The 17552-nt window shown below is 55.0% G+C and carries 18 protein-coding genes; 13 read left to right on the forward strand and 5 right to left on the reverse strand.

What is annotated here, in order from left to right; genetic code table 11:
* Positions 1–57 precede the first annotated feature (57 nt).
* Positions 58–702, reverse strand: coding sequence for an SGNH/GDSL hydrolase family protein (locus B1H56_RS13620; protein WP_242866609.1), 645 nt, complete (start codon positions 700–702; stop codon positions 58–60).
* A gap of 211 nt (positions 703–913) precedes the next feature.
* On the opposite strand from B1H56_RS13620, the gene B1H56_RS13625 reads away from it, so the two are divergent.
* Both B1H56_RS13625 and B1H56_RS13630 read left to right on the forward strand, forming a co-directional pair.
* Positions 914–2410, forward strand: coding sequence for a sensor histidine kinase (locus B1H56_RS13625; RefSeq protein WP_066522780.1), 1497 nt, complete (start codon positions 914–916; stop codon positions 2408–2410).
* Positions 2407–3081: a response regulator transcription factor gene (locus B1H56_RS13630; RefSeq protein WP_066522782.1), complete on the forward strand. Its 675-nt coding sequence runs from the start codon at positions 2407–2409 to the stop codon at positions 3079–3081. Before B1H56_RS13625 ends, B1H56_RS13630 begins: the two co-directional genes overlap by 4 nt.
* Here B1H56_RS13630 and B1H56_RS13635 read toward each other — a convergent pair.
* Positions 3063–3935, reverse strand: a complete 873-nt coding sequence (locus B1H56_RS13635) for a putative RNA methyltransferase (protein ID WP_066522784.1) — start codon at positions 3933–3935, stop codon at positions 3063–3065. The genes B1H56_RS13630 and B1H56_RS13635 overlap by 19 nt on opposite strands.
* A gap of 409 nt (positions 3936–4344) precedes the next feature.
* On the opposite strand from B1H56_RS13635, the gene B1H56_RS13645 reads away from it, so the two are divergent.
* The 3 genes from B1H56_RS13645 (at position 4345) to B1H56_RS13655 (ending at position 7338) form a co-directional block, all read left to right on the forward strand.
* Positions 4345–4968 carry a DedA family protein gene (locus B1H56_RS13645; protein ID WP_066522787.1) on the forward strand — a complete coding sequence of 208 codons (624 nt, stop codon included), beginning with the start codon at positions 4345–4347 and terminating at the stop codon, positions 4966–4968.
* A 158-nt stretch (positions 4969–5126) separates the two neighbouring features.
* Positions 5127–5672 carry a helix-turn-helix domain-containing protein gene (locus B1H56_RS13650; protein ID WP_066522789.1) on the forward strand — a complete coding sequence of 182 codons (546 nt, stop codon included), beginning with the start codon at positions 5127–5129 and terminating at the stop codon, positions 5670–5672.
* A gap of 10 nt (positions 5673–5682) precedes the next feature.
* Positions 5683–7338 (forward strand): AMP-binding protein, encoded by a 1656-nt coding sequence (locus B1H56_RS13655; RefSeq protein WP_066522791.1) that lies wholly within the window; start codon positions 5683–5685, stop codon positions 7336–7338.
* A gap of 200 nt (positions 7339–7538) precedes the next feature.
* Here B1H56_RS13655 and B1H56_RS13660 read toward each other — a convergent pair whose 3' ends face one another.
* Positions 7539–8081: a hypothetical protein gene (locus tag B1H56_RS13660; protein ID WP_066522793.1), complete on the reverse strand. Its 543-nt coding sequence runs from the start codon at positions 8079–8081 to the stop codon at positions 7539–7541.
* Between the two features lie 110 nt (positions 8082–8191).
* Here B1H56_RS13660 and thpR point away from each other — a divergent pair, with 110 nt between their 5' ends.
* From thpR to B1H56_RS13695, 8 genes are all read left to right on the forward strand, one after another.
* Positions 8192–8737 (forward strand): RNA 2',3'-cyclic phosphodiesterase, encoded by a 546-nt coding sequence (thpR, locus tag B1H56_RS13665; protein WP_066522796.1) that lies wholly within the window; start codon positions 8192–8194, stop codon positions 8735–8737.
* A 77-nt stretch (positions 8738–8814) separates the two neighbouring features.
* The gene (locus B1H56_RS13670) at positions 8815–10545 is read left to right on the forward strand and encodes an ABC transporter ATP-binding protein (protein ID WP_330383219.1); all 1731 of its coding nucleotides are present in this window, start codon (positions 8815–8817) and stop codon (positions 10543–10545) included.
* Entirely contained in the window at positions 10545–10928 is a 384-nt protein-coding gene (locus B1H56_RS13675; RefSeq protein WP_066522800.1) for a (deoxy)nucleoside triphosphate pyrophosphohydrolase, read from the forward strand. The genes B1H56_RS13670 and B1H56_RS13675 overlap by 1 nt, the downstream gene beginning before the upstream one ends.
* Positions 10928–12097: a MalY/PatB family protein gene (locus B1H56_RS13680; RefSeq protein WP_066522801.1), complete on the forward strand. Its 1170-nt coding sequence runs from the start codon at positions 10928–10930 to the stop codon at positions 12095–12097. Before B1H56_RS13675 ends, B1H56_RS13680 begins: the two co-directional genes overlap by 1 nt.
* A gap of 203 nt (positions 12098–12300) precedes the next feature.
* The gene (locus B1H56_RS15030; protein ID WP_258106973.1) at positions 12301–12429 is read left to right on the forward strand and encodes a hypothetical protein; all 129 of its coding nucleotides are present in this window, start codon (positions 12301–12303) and stop codon (positions 12427–12429) included.
* A 314-nt stretch (positions 12430–12743) separates the two neighbouring features.
* Complete coding sequence (locus tag B1H56_RS13685; protein WP_066522883.1) at positions 12744–13151, forward strand: Asp23/Gls24 family envelope stress response protein; 408 nt, start codon at positions 12744–12746, stop codon at positions 13149–13151.
* A 238-nt stretch (positions 13152–13389) separates the two neighbouring features.
* Positions 13390–13950, forward strand: a complete 561-nt coding sequence (locus B1H56_RS13690; RefSeq protein WP_066522802.1) for a DUF3793 family protein — start codon at positions 13390–13392, stop codon at positions 13948–13950.
* A gap of 24 nt (positions 13951–13974) precedes the next feature.
* Complete coding sequence (locus B1H56_RS13695; RefSeq protein WP_066522803.1) at positions 13975–14406, forward strand: flavodoxin; 432 nt, start codon at positions 13975–13977, stop codon at positions 14404–14406.
* A gap of 68 nt (positions 14407–14474) precedes the next feature.
* Here the strand turns inward: B1H56_RS13695 and B1H56_RS13700 are convergent, their stop codons facing one another.
* Both B1H56_RS13700 and B1H56_RS13705 read right to left on the reverse strand, forming a co-directional pair.
* Entirely contained in the window at positions 14475–16076 is a 1602-nt protein-coding gene (locus B1H56_RS13700) for a DUF6034 family protein (RefSeq protein WP_066522808.1), read from the reverse strand.
* 69 nt (positions 16077–16145) lie between these two features.
* On the reverse strand, positions 16146–17549 hold the full coding sequence (locus B1H56_RS13705; RefSeq protein WP_066522810.1) for a HAMP domain-containing sensor histidine kinase: 1404 nt from the start codon (positions 17547–17549) through the stop codon (positions 16146–16148).
* Between the last annotated feature and the right edge of the window lie 3 nt (positions 17550–17552).

Here is a 17552-nt window from a genome sequence, read left to right on the forward strand (position 1 = left end):
GACGGAAGAAAAACGGATATCCGCTCCCGGATATCCGTTTTTTCGTGACGCCCTGCTTTATCCCAGTATTTCCTTTACACATTGGTAAAACGCGCGCGCCAGCTTTTCATGGCCCTCTTTATCCAAATGGAGCTGGTCGAGCGGCGACGGCGCAGCCAGCTTCGCGGCATCGATATAGTGGCAGCCATGAAGCTCCGCCATATTCCTGTAGCGCGGCGCCAGCTCCCCGGCCGTTAAAACGGAGCGCTCGTCGAAGCAGTCGCCAAAACAGCTCTCCGCTATCCTTTCCCCGATCCTGATGGGCGATACGACCAAAATTTCAGGAACGCCGTCCCTGCCATAGATAGGGCTCTGCGCTTTGACGATCAGCTGCTCGAGGCATTTGGAAATAGAAAACGCGGTCTGTCCAAGGTGCACCTTGGTGTCGTTGGTACCCAGCATAATAACCAGCAGGTCCACCGGCTTTTTGGTCAGCAGGCACGGCTCCAGGTAAGAAAGACCGTTCCGGCAGGGCTCTGCCGGGTCGTCCAGACCCGTGGTGCGGGCGTTCATCCCCTCCTCATAAACGAGGTATCCGTCCCCAAGAAGCGTTTGGAGTATGCCCGTCCAGCGTTCGTGGTAGGGCGCGCGGCGCCCGTCCGCCGGGCGGTATCCCCATGTATTGGAATCGCCGTAACAAACGATCGTTTTCATTTCATTCATCCCGCCTTTTACTTTTGCAGCCTTTTGAATAAAAATACGGATGCTCCAACAGGCCCTGTGCTGCGCGGCCGGAAGGACCGCGGAAACTCTTTGTCCCGCGCCGTATGTATGCCTTTATGATACAACAAAGCGCGTCCCGGTTCAATGGACTTTACCAAAACGGCTTTTTGTGCTATATTTTGAGCTGTATCGAAGAATTGCGGAGGCGCGTGTGAAACTCAGGGACCTCGATGTGCGAAAAAAAATAATGCTCACAAACTTTATGATGATCGTGATCCCGGTCCTCATCATTTTGCTGATTACGATGGGGATACTCGTCGGGATACTCACGGACGCGGGTTCCAGCGTAACGATTGCGGCGGCAAGCAAGTGGGCGGGGGAAACGACCAATTACCAGCTCCAGCTGATGGTCGATTCGCTGAACGAAGACCTTGTGGAAAATAAAGACGCGTTTAGGGAAGGCTCGTCCTTTTTAGAGATTTGCTCGGAGCTCGAACAGATCGGCGTAAAAATTGCGGTTTCGGATGAAACGGACGTCCGCTATGTGTCGCCCGGCACATCCTATGAAGAGCTTGACGCGCAGGCCGGCGCGCTCCATGCGGCCGGCGCGCCTTCCTTTGTACGCACGCAGGAGGGATTTGCCTGCCGCACTGTGACGGAAAGTGAAAACGGCGTTTTTTCCATCATTGCCGCCGCTCCCGGCCTCGCATATCCTGCGGGGGAATATTATGCTTATGATTCGCTGAAAAGCCACCTGAAGGTGATCCTCGTGGCTGTGGGCGCGGCCGCTATTATCATCATTATTTTTACCGGGATCAATCTTTCCAAACGGCTGTCGCGCAGTATCCTTGCTCCGGTACGGAAACTCGGGGAAGCGACCTTCGCGGTGCGCAGCGGCAACCTTAATCACCCGGTGGGTTATGCGTCCGGGGATGAACTTGGGCAGGTATGCGTTCTCTTCGACGAGATGCGCCTGCGTCTCAAGGAGTCCGAGCAGGCGGAAAAGCGTTACGAACAGCAGCGGAAACAGCTCATAGCGGGCATTTCCCACGATCTTTCCACCCCGCTCACAACGATCAAGGGCTATGTGAGCGGTATCCTCGACGGAGTTGCGGATACACCGGAAAAGAGGGAGCATTATCTGCGCACCATTTACGACCGGGCGTGCGGCATGGATAAAATGGTAGACAGCCTGTTCCTGTTCTCCAAACTCGATCTTAATCAGGAACCCTTCCGCATGGAGCGGGTCGACCTCGTGCCCTATTTCGAAGATTGGTGCGGCGCGGCGCGGGAAAAGGCCGACGGCATGGAGATCGTGCTTCGGCGCGGCACTTGCGAAAGCGCGCCGGTCATAGTCGACCGTTTTCAGTTCGACCGGGTAGTGGCCAACCTGCTCGACAACAGCATCAAATACCGCCGGGGGGATTCCGGGAAAATAGAGCTTTGCCTCAGCTGCGCCGGGAATACGGTTGCGCTGGTTTTTCAGGATAATGGCATCGGCGTTGCCGAGGGAGAAACGGAAAAAATATTTGAAAGCTTTTACCGCACGGACCCGGCCCGCGGCAACGCCGCTAGGGGAAACGGGCTCGGGCTTGCCATTGTACGGCGGATCATAGAGCGCATGGGCGGCAGTATCAGCGCGCACGCGCGGAAAAGCGGCGGCCTGCGGCTGGCCATTATCCTGCCAAAGGCGGAAGGAGACATATGAAAAAAATATTGATTATCGAAGACGACGCGAGCATCGCGGAGCTTGAGCGGGATTACCTGATGGCGAACGGCTTTGAGGTAACGGTCATAGGAGACGGCCGCGAAGGCCTCAGGAAAGCCCTGGAGGAAGAATTCGCCCTCATTGTGCTCGATGTGATGCTGCCCGGCGCGGACGGCTTTGAGATTTGTACGGAGATCCGCGCGCATAAAAACACGCCGGTGCTGATGGTGTCGGCGCGGCGGGACGATGTGGATAAGGTAAAGGGCCTTGGCCTCGGTGCGGACGACTATATGGTCAAGCCCTTCAGTCCGTCCGAGCTGGTCGCCCGCGTGCGGGCACATATCTCCCGTTACGAGAGGCTGACCAATAAGGCGGAGGGAAGCACGCTTTCCGTGCGCGGCCTCACAATCGATATCCCCGCACGCCGGGTCTATGTGCAGGGCGAAGAAGCGGTGCTGAAAAACAAGGAGTTCGAGCTGCTGTTGTTTTTCGCGGAAAATCCGAATATTGTGTTCAGCAAGGAGACCCTGTTCGACCGCATCTGGGGGATGGATTCCCTTGGCGATACGGCGACCGTAACGGTGCATGTGAACCGGATTCGCGATAAGATCGAGCATGCGGATAAATATATTGAAACGGTATGGGGGTCGGGCTACCGCTTCCGCGGATGATCTTTCCGGCCGCCCGGCAGGAACGCGGCGAAAATTTCCATGTGGATGGTGATCTCCCGGACCTGGGAAAGGTCCGCCTGCTCTATGGGTACGCCCGAGGTAAGGGGTGTCATCCGGTAAAAAGCCTCGAGCTGCCTCCCTGAAACGGGCAGCGTATACCGAAGGGACTGGTGATCGGCGATATCGGCGTTTTCCGCCATATGGCCGATTATTTTTTTGTTGGAATAATCCGCGCGGGAAAGATGCGCCGCCACGCACCGCCGCAGCTCGCGCAGGTAATCCTCCCCGGGGACGGCCTTTATGAGCACGCCGCCCGGTGCGAGCACGCGCGCAAATTCTCCATAGTTCGCGGGCGAGAGGATACTCAGGACCGCCCCTGCCGAGCCTCCTGCGGCCGGAATATTCGCGAGGTCGGCAACCATGTAACGCACTGCCGCAGGCTCGCGGCACGCGGAAAGCACAGCCTCGCGGGCATTGTCCATCGCGTATACATCCCAGCCCTCCGCGGAAAGCATGCGCGCGTAATAGCCCTCGCCGCAGCCCGCATCGAGGACCACGCGCGGACCGTCCGGCATATGTTTTTGCAGCAGGGTCCGGACCGTCTGTGCAGCGGGAACGTAAAATCCCTCTTCAAAAACAGCCCTCCTGCTTTCAAACAGGTCCTTTCCATAATACGCGCCCGTTCCGCAGCCGGAAAGGAAATTCACATACCCTTTGCCGGACAGGTCGAAGCAATGCCCGTTTGCGCACAAAAAGCTGCCTGTTTCCCGCAAGGAAAACGGTTGGTTGCAGATAGGGCACCTGAAAAAGGCCTCGCTGCCTTGGAATTTTTGTACGACGGTTTTGATTTTCATTACGGGACCTCAAAAGCGGGAGTTGCGTCCTTGCGCACCCCGCCGTTTTCTCTTTATTTACATTTGCATTGCTGCAGCGGCTGTACCGGTCGCAGGGGCCTGCATACCCGCCGCAGTACGCGAAGCCCTTTTCCTCTGCGCAGCAGGTGTAAAATCGGGCATACATCCTCCGGCCCATACCGGAACCGGAACGCCCTGCCCCGGGCAGCCTTCGCGCTCCTGCGGATGATCTTGGCGCCGTAAGTACCCGGACACGCAGCAGCCGGCCTTCATTGGCGGTTCTCCCTTCCGGGAACGCATTTATCATAACATTTATTTTTTGGAAAGGAAACGTTTATCTCCCGTTTAGGGATTCTTTAGAATTGCGGGGTATCAAGGAAGTAAGGCAACGGAAAGGCAGGTTTCAAGAATGGATTGGATTGTTACCCTGATGGATCAGTTTGGATATGCCGGCGTCGGGCTTCTCATTGCGGTGGAGAATATTTTCCCGCCCATCCCCTCGGAGGTCGTCCTTGCGTTCGGCGGTTTTATGACCACATACTCGAGCCTCGGCGTATGGGGCGTTGTGCTGGCGGCAACGGCCGGATCAGTTGCAGGCGCACTCGTTCTTTACTGGGTAGGGCGTATGCTGAATGCGGAACGGCTCGAAAAATGGCTGGGGGGAAAGCTGGGACGGATTTTGCACCTTCGCCCGGATGATGTGGAAAAAGCGCGCGTCTGGTTTGAAAAGCGCGGCGGAAAAGCGGTATTCCTGTGCCGCTTTATCCCCATCGTGCGCAGCCTGATCTCGGTCCCAGCGGGCATGACGCGGATGAACGTGTCTAAATTCCTTGCGTTTTCTGCGGCAGGCACCTTTCTGTGGAACCTTGTACTGGTGAATCTCGGCGCGTTTATGGGCGCCTCCTGGGAAAAAATAGCGGACGCGGTCGGCGCCTACGCAGGCGCCGTTGCGGCGGTTATTGCCGCGGCGCTCCTGGCCGCGGGCTTCCTCTTCTACAAAAAACGGCTGGCGAAGAAAAAAGGGACGGTGTGAAAGGAAGCCGCATTGACAGCGCCTTCCCAAGCCGATACAATAAAAAGGAGCATTTTTACGGCAAATTTTATTCAACACGGCGGTAAATGATTGCTGTACGGCCATTTTGGAAAAGGCGGGCACGGCATCTTTCAAACACGCAGAATGGGGAAATTTAAATGAACGAACAGGTAAAACAGATTGCGGCGCGGATTCGCGAATTGCGCGAAATCCTTGATATCCCGCAGGAAGAAGTTGCGAAAAAAGTCGAGGTGAGCCTCGGCGAATACCAAAAATACGAGCAGGCCGAGGACGATATCCCGATCGGCGTCCTGTACGGCGTGGCGGCGGAGCTCGGCGTGGACCCGACGGAACTTTTAACGGGCGAAGCCCCGCGGATGGACGAATATACCATCGTGCGCGGCGGGAACGGCGTAAGCGTGGAGAGGTATCCGGGCTACGCGTTCACGGCCCTTGCCTATAACTATAAAAACCGTGATATGGAGCCAATGATCGTCACGATTTCACCGAATGACGAGGCGGAGCTCGTGACGCACAGCGGGCAGGAGTTCAATTATGTCCTCGAAGGGGCGATTAAGGTTGTGATCCGCGGGCGTGAATTTGTCCTCAAAGCGGGCGACAGCATCTATTTCAATCCCGAGCTTCCCCATGGGCAGCGCGCGGTGACGGATGTGGCAAAATTTTTGACGATTATCAACGAGTGAGGGCAGGCGGATGTTAGAAAAGTTTTTGGACAGGACGGAATTTACGGGCTACGATGATTTCAAGCAGAATTATAAGCTGAACATCCCGGATCATTTCAATTTTAGTTACGATATCGTAGACGAATGGGCAAAACAGGACGAAAACAAGCCCGCGCTCGTGTGGTGTGACGACGACGGCAATGAAAAACGCTTTTCGTTCGGCGACATAAAACGGATGAGTGACAAAGCCGCCAACATGTTGAAAAGCATGGGGGTCAGGCGGGGCGAACCGGTGATGCTGATGCTCAAGCAGCGGCCGGAGGTGTGGTTTATGATGGTGGGGCTGCATAAGCTCGGCGCCATCTGTATTCCCGCGACATTCCAGCTGACGCCCAAGGATATTATTTACCGCTGCAACGCGGCGGATGTGAAAATGATCTGCGCGGTGGACGATGATGAGATGCTGCGGCACATCGAGGCGTCGCTTCCCGAATGCAAAACGGTCGAAAACGTCGGCGTGGTGGGGGAGAATGTTCCCGCCTGGGGGTTTGACCTGCGCGCGGCTCTTGGAGAAGCAAGCGAAAACTGGACACGCGAATATTTCAATGAGACAGGCGATCCCATGCTGATCTATTTCTCTTCGGGTACGACGGGAATGCCGAAGATGATTCTGCACGATTTTACCTATCCGCTCGGGCATATCGTGACGGCAAAATACTGGCAGAAGGTGGAAGACGGCGGCCTGCATCTCACGGTGTCCGATTCCGGCTGGGCAAAATTCGGCTGGGGCAAGATCTATGGCCAGTGGATCTGCGGGGCGGTGATCGTCGCCTACGATACGGAAAAATTCAATCCGCAGAAGCTGCTCGAGACGATTGACCGCCTGAAACTGACGACTTTCTGCGCGCCGCCCACCATCTACCGTTTTCTGATAAAGGAAGATATGAGCCACTGCGACTTTTCCACGATCAAGCATGCGGGGATCGCGGGCGAACCGCTCAATCCCGAGGTGTATAACCGCTTCCTGGAGACGACCGGCCTTGCGGTTACGGAAGGCTTTGGCCAGTCGGAAACCAGCGTGCTGATCGCTAACTTCGGCTGGGACCCGATCAAGCCCGGTTCCACGGGCAAACCGTCCCCGCTTTACGACGTCGACATTGTGGACGAAGACGGAAATTCGTGCGAAGACGGCGTGGTCGGCTCCATTGTCGTCAAAAATACGGACAAAAAACACCCGGCTGGGCTGTTCAAGAAATATTACCGGGATGAAGAAGCGACGAACCGTTGCTGGAAAAACGGTGTGTATAATACGGGCGATACGGCATGGCGGGATGCGGAGGGCTATTTCTGGTTTGTGGGCAGGAACGACGACGTGATTAAATGTTCGGGCTACCGTATCGGGCCGTTCGAGGTGGAAAGCGCGCTCCTCACGCATCCCTGCGTGCTGGAATGCGCGGTTACAGCGGTGCCCGATCCGGTCCGCGGCCAGGTGGTAAAGGCGACGGTGGTGCTCGCGCGGGGGTTTGAGGCTTCGGACACGCTCAAAAAAGAGCTTCAGACGCATGTGAAAAATGTCACCGCGCCTTATAAATACCCCCGCGTGGTGGAATTTGTAGACGAGCTTCCCAAGACAGTCAGCGGAAAAATCCGCCGGGTACAGATACGTAACGAGGACGCGGATAAGTAGAATGAAACGGGGAGCGGCGCTTCCGTGACCGGCCAAGGGCTTCAGGAGCAGGAATGTCCGCAAAGCAGGAAGCAGGCACGTTGAGTGTTTTGCTGTCCCGCACCCGCCCGGGTGCCCGTCAAAAAAGCGTTCCCCGTGCGAAAGGGAACGCTTTTTTGAAATAGAAGAGGAGAGAAAATTGCACTGAAGACGGCCGTAGCCTATCTCAGTTTGATAAATTCACAGTTGCCGTCCGGGCAGGCCCTCCGCCACATTTTGGCGGTCATGCACTGCAAGGACACGTCGTAATATTTTCCGCCGAGGAGCACGTGGTCAACGAGCACTCCTTCCTGCACGCATCCGTTTTCTGAACGGCGGCCCACCGCGCAGTGGTTCTCTGTAAAGGCGGTAAAAGTAACTTTGTTAAATCCAAGCTCCATGAACACATGGTGATAGATGCTTCGTTCGAGAAGTGCGGACAGCTCGTCCGTATCGTCCGCCGGATCGTGCACATAATAGCTCCATCCGCAGCGCTTGTTCTCGAGGTTGATGTCCACAATGGCCAGCACGCCGATCGGCGTGTTGTCACGACGCACGATCCAGTGCGTCGTGAACGGGTCACCTCTCCGCTCCCCGATCCAGCGGAACTGCCCCGCGAGAGACATCTGCACATCGCATGCAAGAAATTCCCGGGCGCTTTCCCCCGCCATCCATTCGGAGAGCAATCCGATTTCTTCCTGTCCGATTTTTGTGCAGCTTATCATTGCCGTTACCGTCCTGTCCTGCTTGGGTTATTCTTTGTATAAACGAAAGAGGGGATGGCTAAACGGGATTATTTGCCTTATCATGGAATTATTCCGGAGGAGGACAGCATATGCAAAAAACAGGCCGGCTTTTTATCGCGGCAGAGCTGCCCGCGAATTTGACAGGAGAACTTGCGGCGGCGGCAAAGAGGCTGCGGGAGAAGATCGGCGCGCGCTGGCCGCGCAGGGAAAACTATCATGTAACGCTCGCGTTCCTCGGGGAAACGGAGCTTGCGCGCGCTGCGCAGGTCGGCCACATCATTTCCCGCGCCGCAGACGGCGTGGGGCCGGTCCGCGTTTCCCTTTCGGAGCTTGGCTTTTTCGGAAAGCAAAACGATGCGGTCCTGTGGTGCGGCCTTTCGGGGACGCAGCCGCTCGAGGATTTGGCGGGAAAGATCCGCGCGGGCCTTGCAAAAGCCGGACTCCCTTTCGATGGGAAACCGCTGCGCCCGCATATCACCCTCGCCCGCAGAGCCGGGGTCTCCGCCGCTGCACTCAAGGCGTTTTCTCCCGCGCGGGAAGAAGGAACGGTCGATAAAATTACGCTCTTCCTCAGCACGCGGAAGAACGGGTGCCTTGTATACCGGCCTTTATTTGCATATCATCTCGGCGGATAATTGTTTCCCGCCTATGTGTTTGCGGTATCAATAGGATCGGAGTATAATGCTGTCTTGAGGTGAAAAAATTGTCGGTAATGAAAAGCTTTGTCAGTTATTATAAACCATACCGCGGTCTTTTTTATTTTGATATGTTTTGTGCGCTCGTGGTGTCCGTGGTAGACCTCGCGTTCCCGCAGATCCTCAATTTCCTGACGGACGGCCTGTATACCCAGGATGCGGACGTGATTTTAAGGTCCCTGTGGATCGTTGCCGTTTCGCTGGTCGCGATGTATGTGGTCCGCTACGGCTGCCAATATTTCATCACTACCTGGGGGCATGTGATGGGCGCGCGTATGGAAAGCGATATGAGGCAGGACCTTTTCGACCAGATGCAGCGTCTTTCCTTTTCCTACTATGATAAAAACAATACGGGCGATATGATGTCGCGCCTTGTGTCAGACCTGTTCGACATTTCAGAGCTTGCGCACCACGGCCCGGAAAATATCTTTATTTCCGCACTGAAGATCATAGGATCGTTTGTACTGCTGATGACGATCAACGTGCCCATGACGCTGATCCTGCTTGCGGTCACCATCGTGATGATCCTGTTCAGCCTGAGCAAAAACAAGAAGATGCGCGCCGTCTTTATGGATAACCGCAGGAAAATATCGAATGTCAACAAGCAGGTGCAGGACAGCCTCGCGGGCATCCGCGTGGTCAAATCCTTTGCCAATGAAGATATCGAGCGCAGGAAATTCGAGCACAGCAACCTCGAGTTCCTCGATTCCAAACAAAGCAGCTATAAGATCATGGGAACGTTCCAGGCGGGGAACAACTTTTTTACCGGGCTTTTGTATACGGCGGTGCTCGTCTCGGGCGGTTTTTTCATCGCAGGCGGCGCCCTGCGTGTGACTGATCTTGCGATCTATGCCCTCTATATCGGAATTTTCGTTGCGCCGATCGATGTGCTGATCAATTTCACGGAGCAATTCCAGAAGGGCTTCGCGGGCTTTAAGCGCTTCCTCGAAATCGTGCGCACCGAACCTGAGGTGAGGGATAAGCCCGGTGCGCAGCCCTTAAAGAACGTCGTGGGCAACATCAAATACAGCGGCGTATCCTTTGCGTACGACGAGGGGACCCACGTCTTCAGAAATATCGACGTAGAGATCGGGGCCGGGAGAACCATAGCGCTCGTGGGGCCGTCGGGCGGCGGCAAAACCACCTTTTGTTCCCTGCTTCCCCGGTTTTACGATGTCACGGCAGGCTCCGTTTCCATCGACGGACAGGACGTGCGGGATGTGACCTTAAAATCCTTGCGGAGCGCCATCGGCATCGTGCAGCAGGATGTGTATATGTTCGGCGGCACCATCCGGGACAATATTGCCTATGGCAAGCCGGGCGCAACGGACGATGAGGTTGTGCGTGCGGCAAAAGACGCCAACATCCATGATTTTATCATGAGCCTTGAGGACGGTTACGGCACCAGTGTGGGCGAACGCGGCGTGCGTCTCTCAGGCGGGCAGAAACAGCGTATCGCCATTGCGCGCGTCTTTTTGAAAAACCCGCGGATACTGATTCTCGACGAGGCGACGTCTGCGCTCGATAATGAGAGCGAACGGCATATCCAGCTTTCTCTGGAGAAGCTGTCGCAGGACAGGACTACAATCGTAATCGCGCATCGGCTTTCGACGATCCGGAATGCGGATGAAATTATTGTGATGAGCGCGGACGGCATTCGGGAGCGCGGCACGCACGAAGAGCTGCTGGAGAAGAAAGGACTGTACGCAAGCTATTACAATATGCAGTTCGAGGGGCTGGAGGACTGATGGTAAAGGTAGTCGCGGCGGTGATCGAGCAGGACGGCAGGATCCTTATCTGCCGGCGTAGAAATAAGGACGGCAGCGCGGGAAAATGGGAATTTCCCGGCGGCAAGCAAGAGCTGGGAGAAACGGAGCAGGAATGCCTCGTGCGGGAGCTGAGGGAGGAACTGTGCCTTGTGGTGCGGCCGGGGGAAAAAATAGAGACCGTCCGCCACGATTACGGCGGTTTCTCGGTCGAAGTCGCGTTTTACCGGGCGGAGGCGCTTTGCGGGGAAATGAAGCTGATGGTTCATGCGGACGCCGTGTGGACGCAAAAAAAGGAGCTTTGCAGCTATGATTTTCTGGAAGCGGATATCGGATTTGTAAGATGGTTAGCGGAGAGTAAATGATGAAATATGATTTTGAAACATGTACTGACAAACGAAACAGCGGCTCCGTAAAATGGCGGGACATGCTGGAAAAACAGCCGGACGTACCGGAGGGCGTCGTGCCGCTTTCGGTTGCGGATATGGAATTTAAAACAGCCCCGGAGATCACAGCCGGCCTTAAGGAATACATTGAAACGCAGGCGCTCGGGTATACCGAGGCGACGGATACCTATTACGATGCGGTGGCCGGATGGATGAAGGACCGCCACGGCTGGGACGTAAAGCGGGAATGGATCGTGACGACCCCGGGTATCGTGCTTGCGCTCGGCCTTGCCGTGCGCGCGTTTACACAGCCGGGCGAAGGCGTCATCATCATGACGCCCGTCTATTATCCTTTCTATATGGTGGTGGAAAAGCAGGGCAGGAAACTTGCGGAAAATGAACTTAAAAACCGTGCGGGCCGCTATGAAATCGACTTTGACGGCCTCGAGAAAAAAGCGGAAGACCCGAACAATAGAATGCTCCTGCTGTGCAGCCCGCATAACCCGGTCGGCCGCGTGTGGACCCGGGAAGAGCTTGCCCGCGTAAGCGAGATTTGCGCGCGGAACGGCGTGCTTGTGGTTGCCGACGAGATTCATCACGACCTTATTATGCCCGGTTATTCCCATACCGTGTTCACTCAGGCGGGAGATCCGGAAAATGTCATTGTATGCACCGCGCCCAGCAAAACATTCAATCTAGCGGGTATGCAGGTATCGAATATCATCATCCCAAACGAAGGACTGCGCAGGCGGTTCCGCAACTATAAAGCCGAGAGCGGCCTCAGGGAACTGGGAGCGCTTTCCTACCGCGCGTGCGAACTGGCGTATACGCGCTGCGCGGGGTGGCTTAACGGGCTGCTTGCCGTGCTGGATGAAAACCGCAGGCTTACGGAGCGGTTCGCGGCACAGGAGCTAGGAAGGGCGCACGTCACGCAGCTTGAAGGGACATACCTGCAATGGATCGACCTGCGGGCTTACGGGCTTACGGGAAAGGAACTGGAACGGAAGATGCTCGGCGCGCACCTCTTTCTCGACGAAGGGTATATTTTTGGAAAAACGGGCGCGGGCTTCGAGCGCATCAACATCGCCTGTCCTTCCCGGGTGCTTGAAGAGGCGCTTTCCCGGATGAAAGACGCACTCGAAAAATAAAGTTTAGAGACAGGGAAAACAGGTTATTATAAAATGAAGGGTCAGCTATGGGTGCAAACCTGTAGTTGATTTTTCTGTAGCCAACAGATAAACGGCGGCGTGTACAACGCGCTGCAAAATGTATGCTGCATAGCAGTTTTCTGCAAAGGGTTCACCGTTAACCATTTGAGGAACTGTAGTAATAAATAAGGAGTGTGATGGATATGAAGGACAGGAAAATGTCCAAGGCTGTCACAGATTCCGATTTTCGCAGGCTCGTGGAGAGCAAGAATGTCAGAAAAGCTGTGATGGTAAAAGACGGAAAAGTATTCAAATATGGGTACGACAAATAAACCGCGCGCGGATCACCGCTCGCGGTTTTTTGTTGTCTGGGTCATGAAACCTTTCCTACAGCCTTTTGAATAAAAAATTGGGACAATACTGCGGGCTGCATACTGCGTTTCATTTTTTGCGGCCCGCAATAGGGCGCCTCCAATAATTTACAAATATATTACATAAATATGAAAATATTGTAAATAAAACACCTGCTTTCCGTCATATTGTGTTATGCTGAAAACGCAGGAAAGAGAAATACGGTCGTGAACGGAGCGGTCAAATAACGGATCAAATGAAAGGAGCAGGAAAAATGACGGGAAACGAACTCGCAATGAGAGAGGATATTACGGTGGCAAAACGGGAAAGCTATGGGACGGTTGCGTTTGCAAGCGAGGTGATCGCCACCCTTGCCGGACTCGCGGCGGTGGACGTTCCGGGGGTCGCGGGAATGAGCGGAGGCTTTGTGGACGGGCTTGTGGAACTTTTAGGGCGCAGGAACCTTTCCAAAGGCATTAAGGTAGAGCTTGGGCAGAAGGAGGTTGCCGTCGATGCGGCGATCATTGTGGAATATGGGAAATCGATTCCCGAGATTGCCGGAATGATCCAATCAGGCGTAAAACGGGCGATTGAAAGCATGACGGGACTTAAGGTAACGCAGGTGAACGTCCGCATACAGGGCCTGAAACTTGAGGCGCAGGCGCAGCCGGCCGGAGAACCGGAGCTAGCAAGGGTAAACTAGACCCTTTTTACATAGGATAGGGAAAAGCACAGGAGCCTCCTGTGCTTTTCCCTGTGCGGGGCAAACCAAAAGGAGTGAGGAGTGAGGATCATATTTGCCGGAAAGGATTGACAAGAGATCGAAAGTATGATAAATTACCATTAGTTAGCAATCGCTAACTATAAAATGCGCGTACGGAAGTACGCATACTTTTTTGGGATATAGTTAGCAATCGCTAACTATATGGAAGGATAATTGCATGGACGAAATGGAAATGACGGTCGCCTATCATTGCGCGCCCGCGCTCGCGGGGATCAAGCCCTCTAATTTGGTTTCCTTTTGCAGCAAAAAGCATTCCGATCTCGACGCGCGTATCGCCGCATGGAATACGCAGCTGAATCCGAGCGGTATCTATTTTGAAAAAATATGCAAGTGCAGAAAAAGGGTGCTTGTCCTCGTTTACCGCAGGAAAAATATGGAAGCCCTGCTTGCGGAGAAAGATGTTGCCGCAGAACTTGGAAAAGCGGGATATCCTGCCGGGGAAGGGCTCGAAGCGGTCATTGGTCACCTTAAAACAAGGCTTTCAGCAAACGGCGGTTTCCCGCATGAGGTGGGGCTGTTCCTGGGATATCCGCTTGAAGATGTGCACGGCTTTGTCAGGAGCGGGGGCCGGAACTATAAGCTGAACGGTTATTGGAAAGTATATTCCGACGAGCAGAAGGCAAGGGAGCTGTTCCGGCGGTATACGAAATGCAGGAAAGCGGTGTGCGCCCGAATGGGGATGGGAATGTCGATCGCGCGGCTGTTCGCTGCTGCGTAAAAAATAGTTTGAGGAGGAATCATCATGGGTAAAAAAGCAGTGGTTTATTGGAGCCTTACAGGCAACACGGAGCAAATGGCAAATGCGGTCTTCGAGGGCGCTAAGGAGGCGGGAGCAGATGTGGAGCTGCTGAAATTCTCGGATACCAGCGTAGACGATGTGCTCGGGTTTGACGCCGTTGCGCTCGGTTGCCCGGCTATGGGCAATGAAGTGCTCGAAGAGGGCGAGGTAGAGCCGTTTTTCACCGAAATGGAAGGGAAAATGGCAGGCAAGAAAATCGCGCTGTTTGGCTCGTACGATTGGGGCGGCGGCGAATGGATGCGCGAATGGGAAAAGCGTGTTTCCGCCGGAGGCGCGACGCTCCTTTCCGGTGAAGGGCTGATCGTAAACAATGAACCCGACGAATTCGCCGTCGGCGAATGCAAAAAACTCGGTCAGGCGCTGGCAAACGCCTGACCCTCTCCATAGGATATGAAAAAGAGCCTTAAGGCTCTTTTTCATTTGCGTTTTTATCGAATGCAGTTTTATCCGGCGGTGAGGTCTCCCTCACGGATTACCTCGCCCGTCACCGCGTTCAGCAGGAGATATGGGGAAGCGCCGTCGGGGAATGTGGTCGGATCGAATCCGTCCGTATATCGCCGCTCTCCATAGCCGTAAAAGCCCCATGCCGGAATCAGCGTGCCCCTGGTGATCGAATCCTGCTCCGATACACGGAAATACCCGAGCGCAATGTGGTTCACGTGGAAGTACAGTCTTGTAACCTCCGGCTGGTCGGTAACCCGTTTGTTCGCCTGTACGAGCAGCGTTTCAAATGTATTCATGATTTCCGAAAAGGGAAGGAGCGCCTGCTCCTGCGGCAGCTCCCGCACAATGGAAAGGGGAGAATGCCATTCGATGCCCGTAATGCCCGTATCGTCAACCGTAACATTGCACGTCTCATAGGTCCAGCTGTGCGCATCCTTTTTTCCAAAATCGGGGTCTTCGGGAGATGGATCCGATGCTTCGCCGTAAATATACAGGCTGTTCGCCTCGTTTGTACGGCGTACGAAAACCATGCTGTATGCGGTATAGCCGTCCGCGGCCGCAAACGCTTCCGCGGGCATGTTATCCGGATTCACAGTCACAAGCGACATATTGTACAGCGACATATCCGTTCCCGCGGCCGCAAAGAATTCCTGCGCCTTAAAGAGCGCCTGCCCCGGAGTCAGGGAAATACCGTCCGCGTGGTCCTGCTGAGGCTGGCCTTCTTTGACGGGTATGGGCGTCTTGGTGAAAAACGAGCTGTAATCGCCGTCCGGAAGGAGATCATAGAATTCCTGCAAATGACTGTTGTCTGAAAATGCCAGGTCCGCGCCGGACCTGTAGTTGTCCGTCACGATCGACGCCGCTTCCGAAACGCCGTCTGCGGCCTCAAAGGTGCTGTAGCCTTTGCTTATGCGGATCAGGTCATTCCCGTTGTTTACGGAAAAATAAGCGGAGGCCGGGTCCGCGGGATCGGTTCGTACCGCCAGGCCTTCATAACTTTCCGCCTCATAACCGATGGAACGAGGCTTTATCGTCCGCAGTTTACCGTTTGAAAGCGGCGGTTCCACTGTTTCGGGAGCTGTCTCAAGCTGTCCGCGCATCTTGCTTAAGTATTGCTCCGCTTCTTCGGCGCTCCCGGAAAAGGCAGCTTCCCCCTTGTTGATTTCTTCCAGCTGGCGTTCGGCGCTGCGAATACACCATTCGACCTCTTCCTTCGTAAGCTGTGTCGGTTCGTCGTAGAGGGGCGTATCGCCGAACAGGTAGGCGAGCATACCGTCCACCTGTTCCTGCGTAAATGGGGATGCCTCGATCTCGAGCGCCGGCAGCGCGGCCGTCTTTGGCACCTCTACCCATGCGTCAAACGCGCACTCCAACTTGCCATCCGCCGCCGTAAACCCGCCGCTGTATTCTGTGGGCGCGTCCAACTGTTCCGCAAGGGGCGGCAGTGCGGGGGTGGACGGCGCAATGGCTTGCAGCGCGGCCGGTTCCTGTACTCCAGCTGCTTCCGTAGGGAAGCCTGCCTGCGCCTCTGCAATGCCGCAGCCCGCGCAAAGGCCCGCGCAAAGCAGCAAAGATAGTCCAAGCGTAATTGTTTTTTTCATGACTTCACATCCTTTCTGATGTGCCTATCATAACGCGGACATTGCATTCGAGTATTCAGCAAACTGTAATCAATTTGTAAAAATGATATGTACGGTTGTCCCTGTTCCGGGGCTGCTGTCGATGGCAAGCAGCGCGCCGTGCAGGCGCGCAATCTTCTGGCACAGCGCAAGCCCAAGCCCGAGTCCGCCTTTTTTGCGTGAAGCGGAGGGATCGCCCTTGTAAAAGGGCTGCGCCACATGCGCGAGTTTCTCCTCGGGAATACCGCACCCGTCGTCCCTGACGAAGATATCGTTTTTTTGCGCTACAATGGAAATATGGCTGCTTCCGGCCTTGCGTGAATTGTCTATCAGGTTTAGGAGCAGGTCCGTCATCAGGTCGCGATCCATGGCAAGCAGCCCGCCGTCCGAATAAACGGAAATTTCCGTTTCCTGTAACCCCTGGCCCGAAACAACGGTTTTCCTGACTTCGTCCAGCAGTACGGCCGTGCTTTCCTCCCGCAGGGAAAGGGCCGCGTGATCGGTTGCGATCAGTTTCGCAAGCTTTTGGATCAGCCGTTCCATATAGCGGCATTCTGTATGGATTCTGGAAATAGCGTTTTGTTGCTGTACCTCCGTGAGCCTTGTTCGCTGCAGGGTATCCGCATAGCCGATGACGGAAGTCATCGGCGTTTTGATTTCATGGGCCACGGCGGCAAGCAGCATTTCCTGCTGCTGCGCTTTTAATTCAAGCGAATTGATGTTCCGTTCCACCGCTCCGGCCATGGCGTTAAAACTTTGCGCGAGGGCGGCAATTTCGTCCGAACCTCTCGGGCAGGCCCGTTCGCTGTAAACGCCGCCCGCAATTTGCGCCGCCTGCTGTTTCAACATTTCGAGCGGGAAAAGCGCCCGCTTGAGCAGGAAGACGAGGAGCGGCACACAAACGGCAGCCGTCAGCCCGCCGATCAAAACCGCTCCGGGCACGAATGTTTGAAGACCGCGATAAACCTGCGTTATGTTGGAGACCATATAAACCGTGTAAGGCTCCCGTGCAAAGGAAAAGGCCTGTCTGGTCAGGAAAAGAATTTCATTCCCCGCTTTCACGGTCGTATATTCCACAGCGTCATAGCTGGCGCCGAGGGTTCGGATTTCTCCGTAGGACATTAAAATATCCGGCTGGTACCCGGATGTATTGCAGACTGTTTCACTTCCGTGCATCAGGATGAAATCCGCGTCTCCCGCCGTCCTCCGGGCATATTCGCGGAACAGGTATTGGATCAGGCTGCTGCGCGCATTACCGGCAGCGGAGAAAAAGGCCGATTCGTTTACGGCATTTTTGAAAGAAATGCTCATATAGCGGCTTTGGGAAAGCGCGGACTCCTCTGCCTGCTGTATGCTGTTCTGGGCGGACAGCAAAACCAGCAGGCAGCCGCTTACAAGAATCGCCGCTAAAATAACGGCGAGGGAAATCAGCGTAATCCTCGTACGAAGCTTCATCCA

This window comes from Christensenella minuta, from assembly GCF_003628755.1.
GTDB classification, from domain to species: domain Bacteria; phylum Bacillota; class Clostridia; order Christensenellales; family Christensenellaceae; genus Christensenella; species Christensenella minuta.

What these genes read in the sequence shown, in the direction of transcription:
- B1H56_RS13620 (WP_242866609.1), bottom strand. Translation starts at nt 702, where the DNA reads ATGAATGAAATGAAAACGATCGTTTGTTACGGCGATTCCAATACATGG.
- B1H56_RS13630 (WP_066522782.1), top strand. Translation starts at nt 2,407, where the DNA reads ATGAAAAAAATATTGATTATCGAAGACGACGCGAGCATCGCGGAGCTT.
- B1H56_RS13635 (WP_066522784.1), bottom strand. Translation starts at nt 3,935, where the DNA reads ATGAAAATCAAAACCGTCGTACAAAAATTCCAAGGCAGCGAGGCCTTT.
- B1H56_RS13645 (WP_066522787.1), top strand. Translation starts at nt 4,345, where the DNA reads ATGGATTGGATTGTTACCCTGATGGATCAGTTTGGATATGCCGGCGTC.
- B1H56_RS13650 (WP_066522789.1), top strand. Translation starts at nt 5,127, where the DNA reads ATGAACGAACAGGTAAAACAGATTGCGGCGCGGATTCGCGAATTGCGC.
- B1H56_RS13655 (WP_066522791.1), top strand. Translation starts at nt 5,683, where the DNA reads ATGTTAGAAAAGTTTTTGGACAGGACGGAATTTACGGGCTACGATGAT.
- B1H56_RS13660 (WP_066522793.1), bottom strand. Translation starts at nt 8,081, where the DNA reads ATGATAAGCTGCACAAAAATCGGACAGGAAGAAATCGGATTGCTCTCC.
- thpR (WP_066522796.1), top strand. Translation starts at nt 8,192, where the DNA reads ATGCAAAAAACAGGCCGGCTTTTTATCGCGGCAGAGCTGCCCGCGAAT.
- B1H56_RS13670 (WP_330383219.1), top strand. Translation starts at nt 8,815, where the DNA reads ATGAAAAGCTTTGTCAGTTATTATAAACCATACCGCGGTCTTTTTTAT.
- B1H56_RS13675 (WP_066522800.1), top strand. Translation starts at nt 10,545, where the DNA reads ATGGTAAAGGTAGTCGCGGCGGTGATCGAGCAGGACGGCAGGATCCTT.
- B1H56_RS13680 (WP_066522801.1), top strand. Translation starts at nt 10,928, where the DNA reads ATGAAATATGATTTTGAAACATGTACTGACAAACGAAACAGCGGCTCC.
- B1H56_RS15030 (WP_258106973.1), top strand. Translation starts at nt 12,301, where the DNA reads ATGAAGGACAGGAAAATGTCCAAGGCTGTCACAGATTCCGATTTTCGC.
- B1H56_RS13685 (WP_066522883.1), top strand. Translation starts at nt 12,744, where the DNA reads ATGAGAGAGGATATTACGGTGGCAAAACGGGAAAGCTATGGGACGGTT.
- B1H56_RS13690 (WP_066522802.1), top strand. Translation starts at nt 13,390, where the DNA reads ATGGACGAAATGGAAATGACGGTCGCCTATCATTGCGCGCCCGCGCTC.
- B1H56_RS13695 (WP_066522803.1), top strand. Translation starts at nt 13,975, where the DNA reads ATGGGTAAAAAAGCAGTGGTTTATTGGAGCCTTACAGGCAACACGGAG.
- B1H56_RS13700 (WP_066522808.1), bottom strand. Translation starts at nt 16,076, where the DNA reads ATGAAAAAAACAATTACGCTTGGACTATCTTTGCTGCTTTGCGCGGGC.
- B1H56_RS13705 (WP_066522810.1), bottom strand. Translation starts at nt 17,549, where the DNA reads ATGAAGCTTCGTACGAGGATTACGCTGATTTCCCTCGCCGTTATTTTA.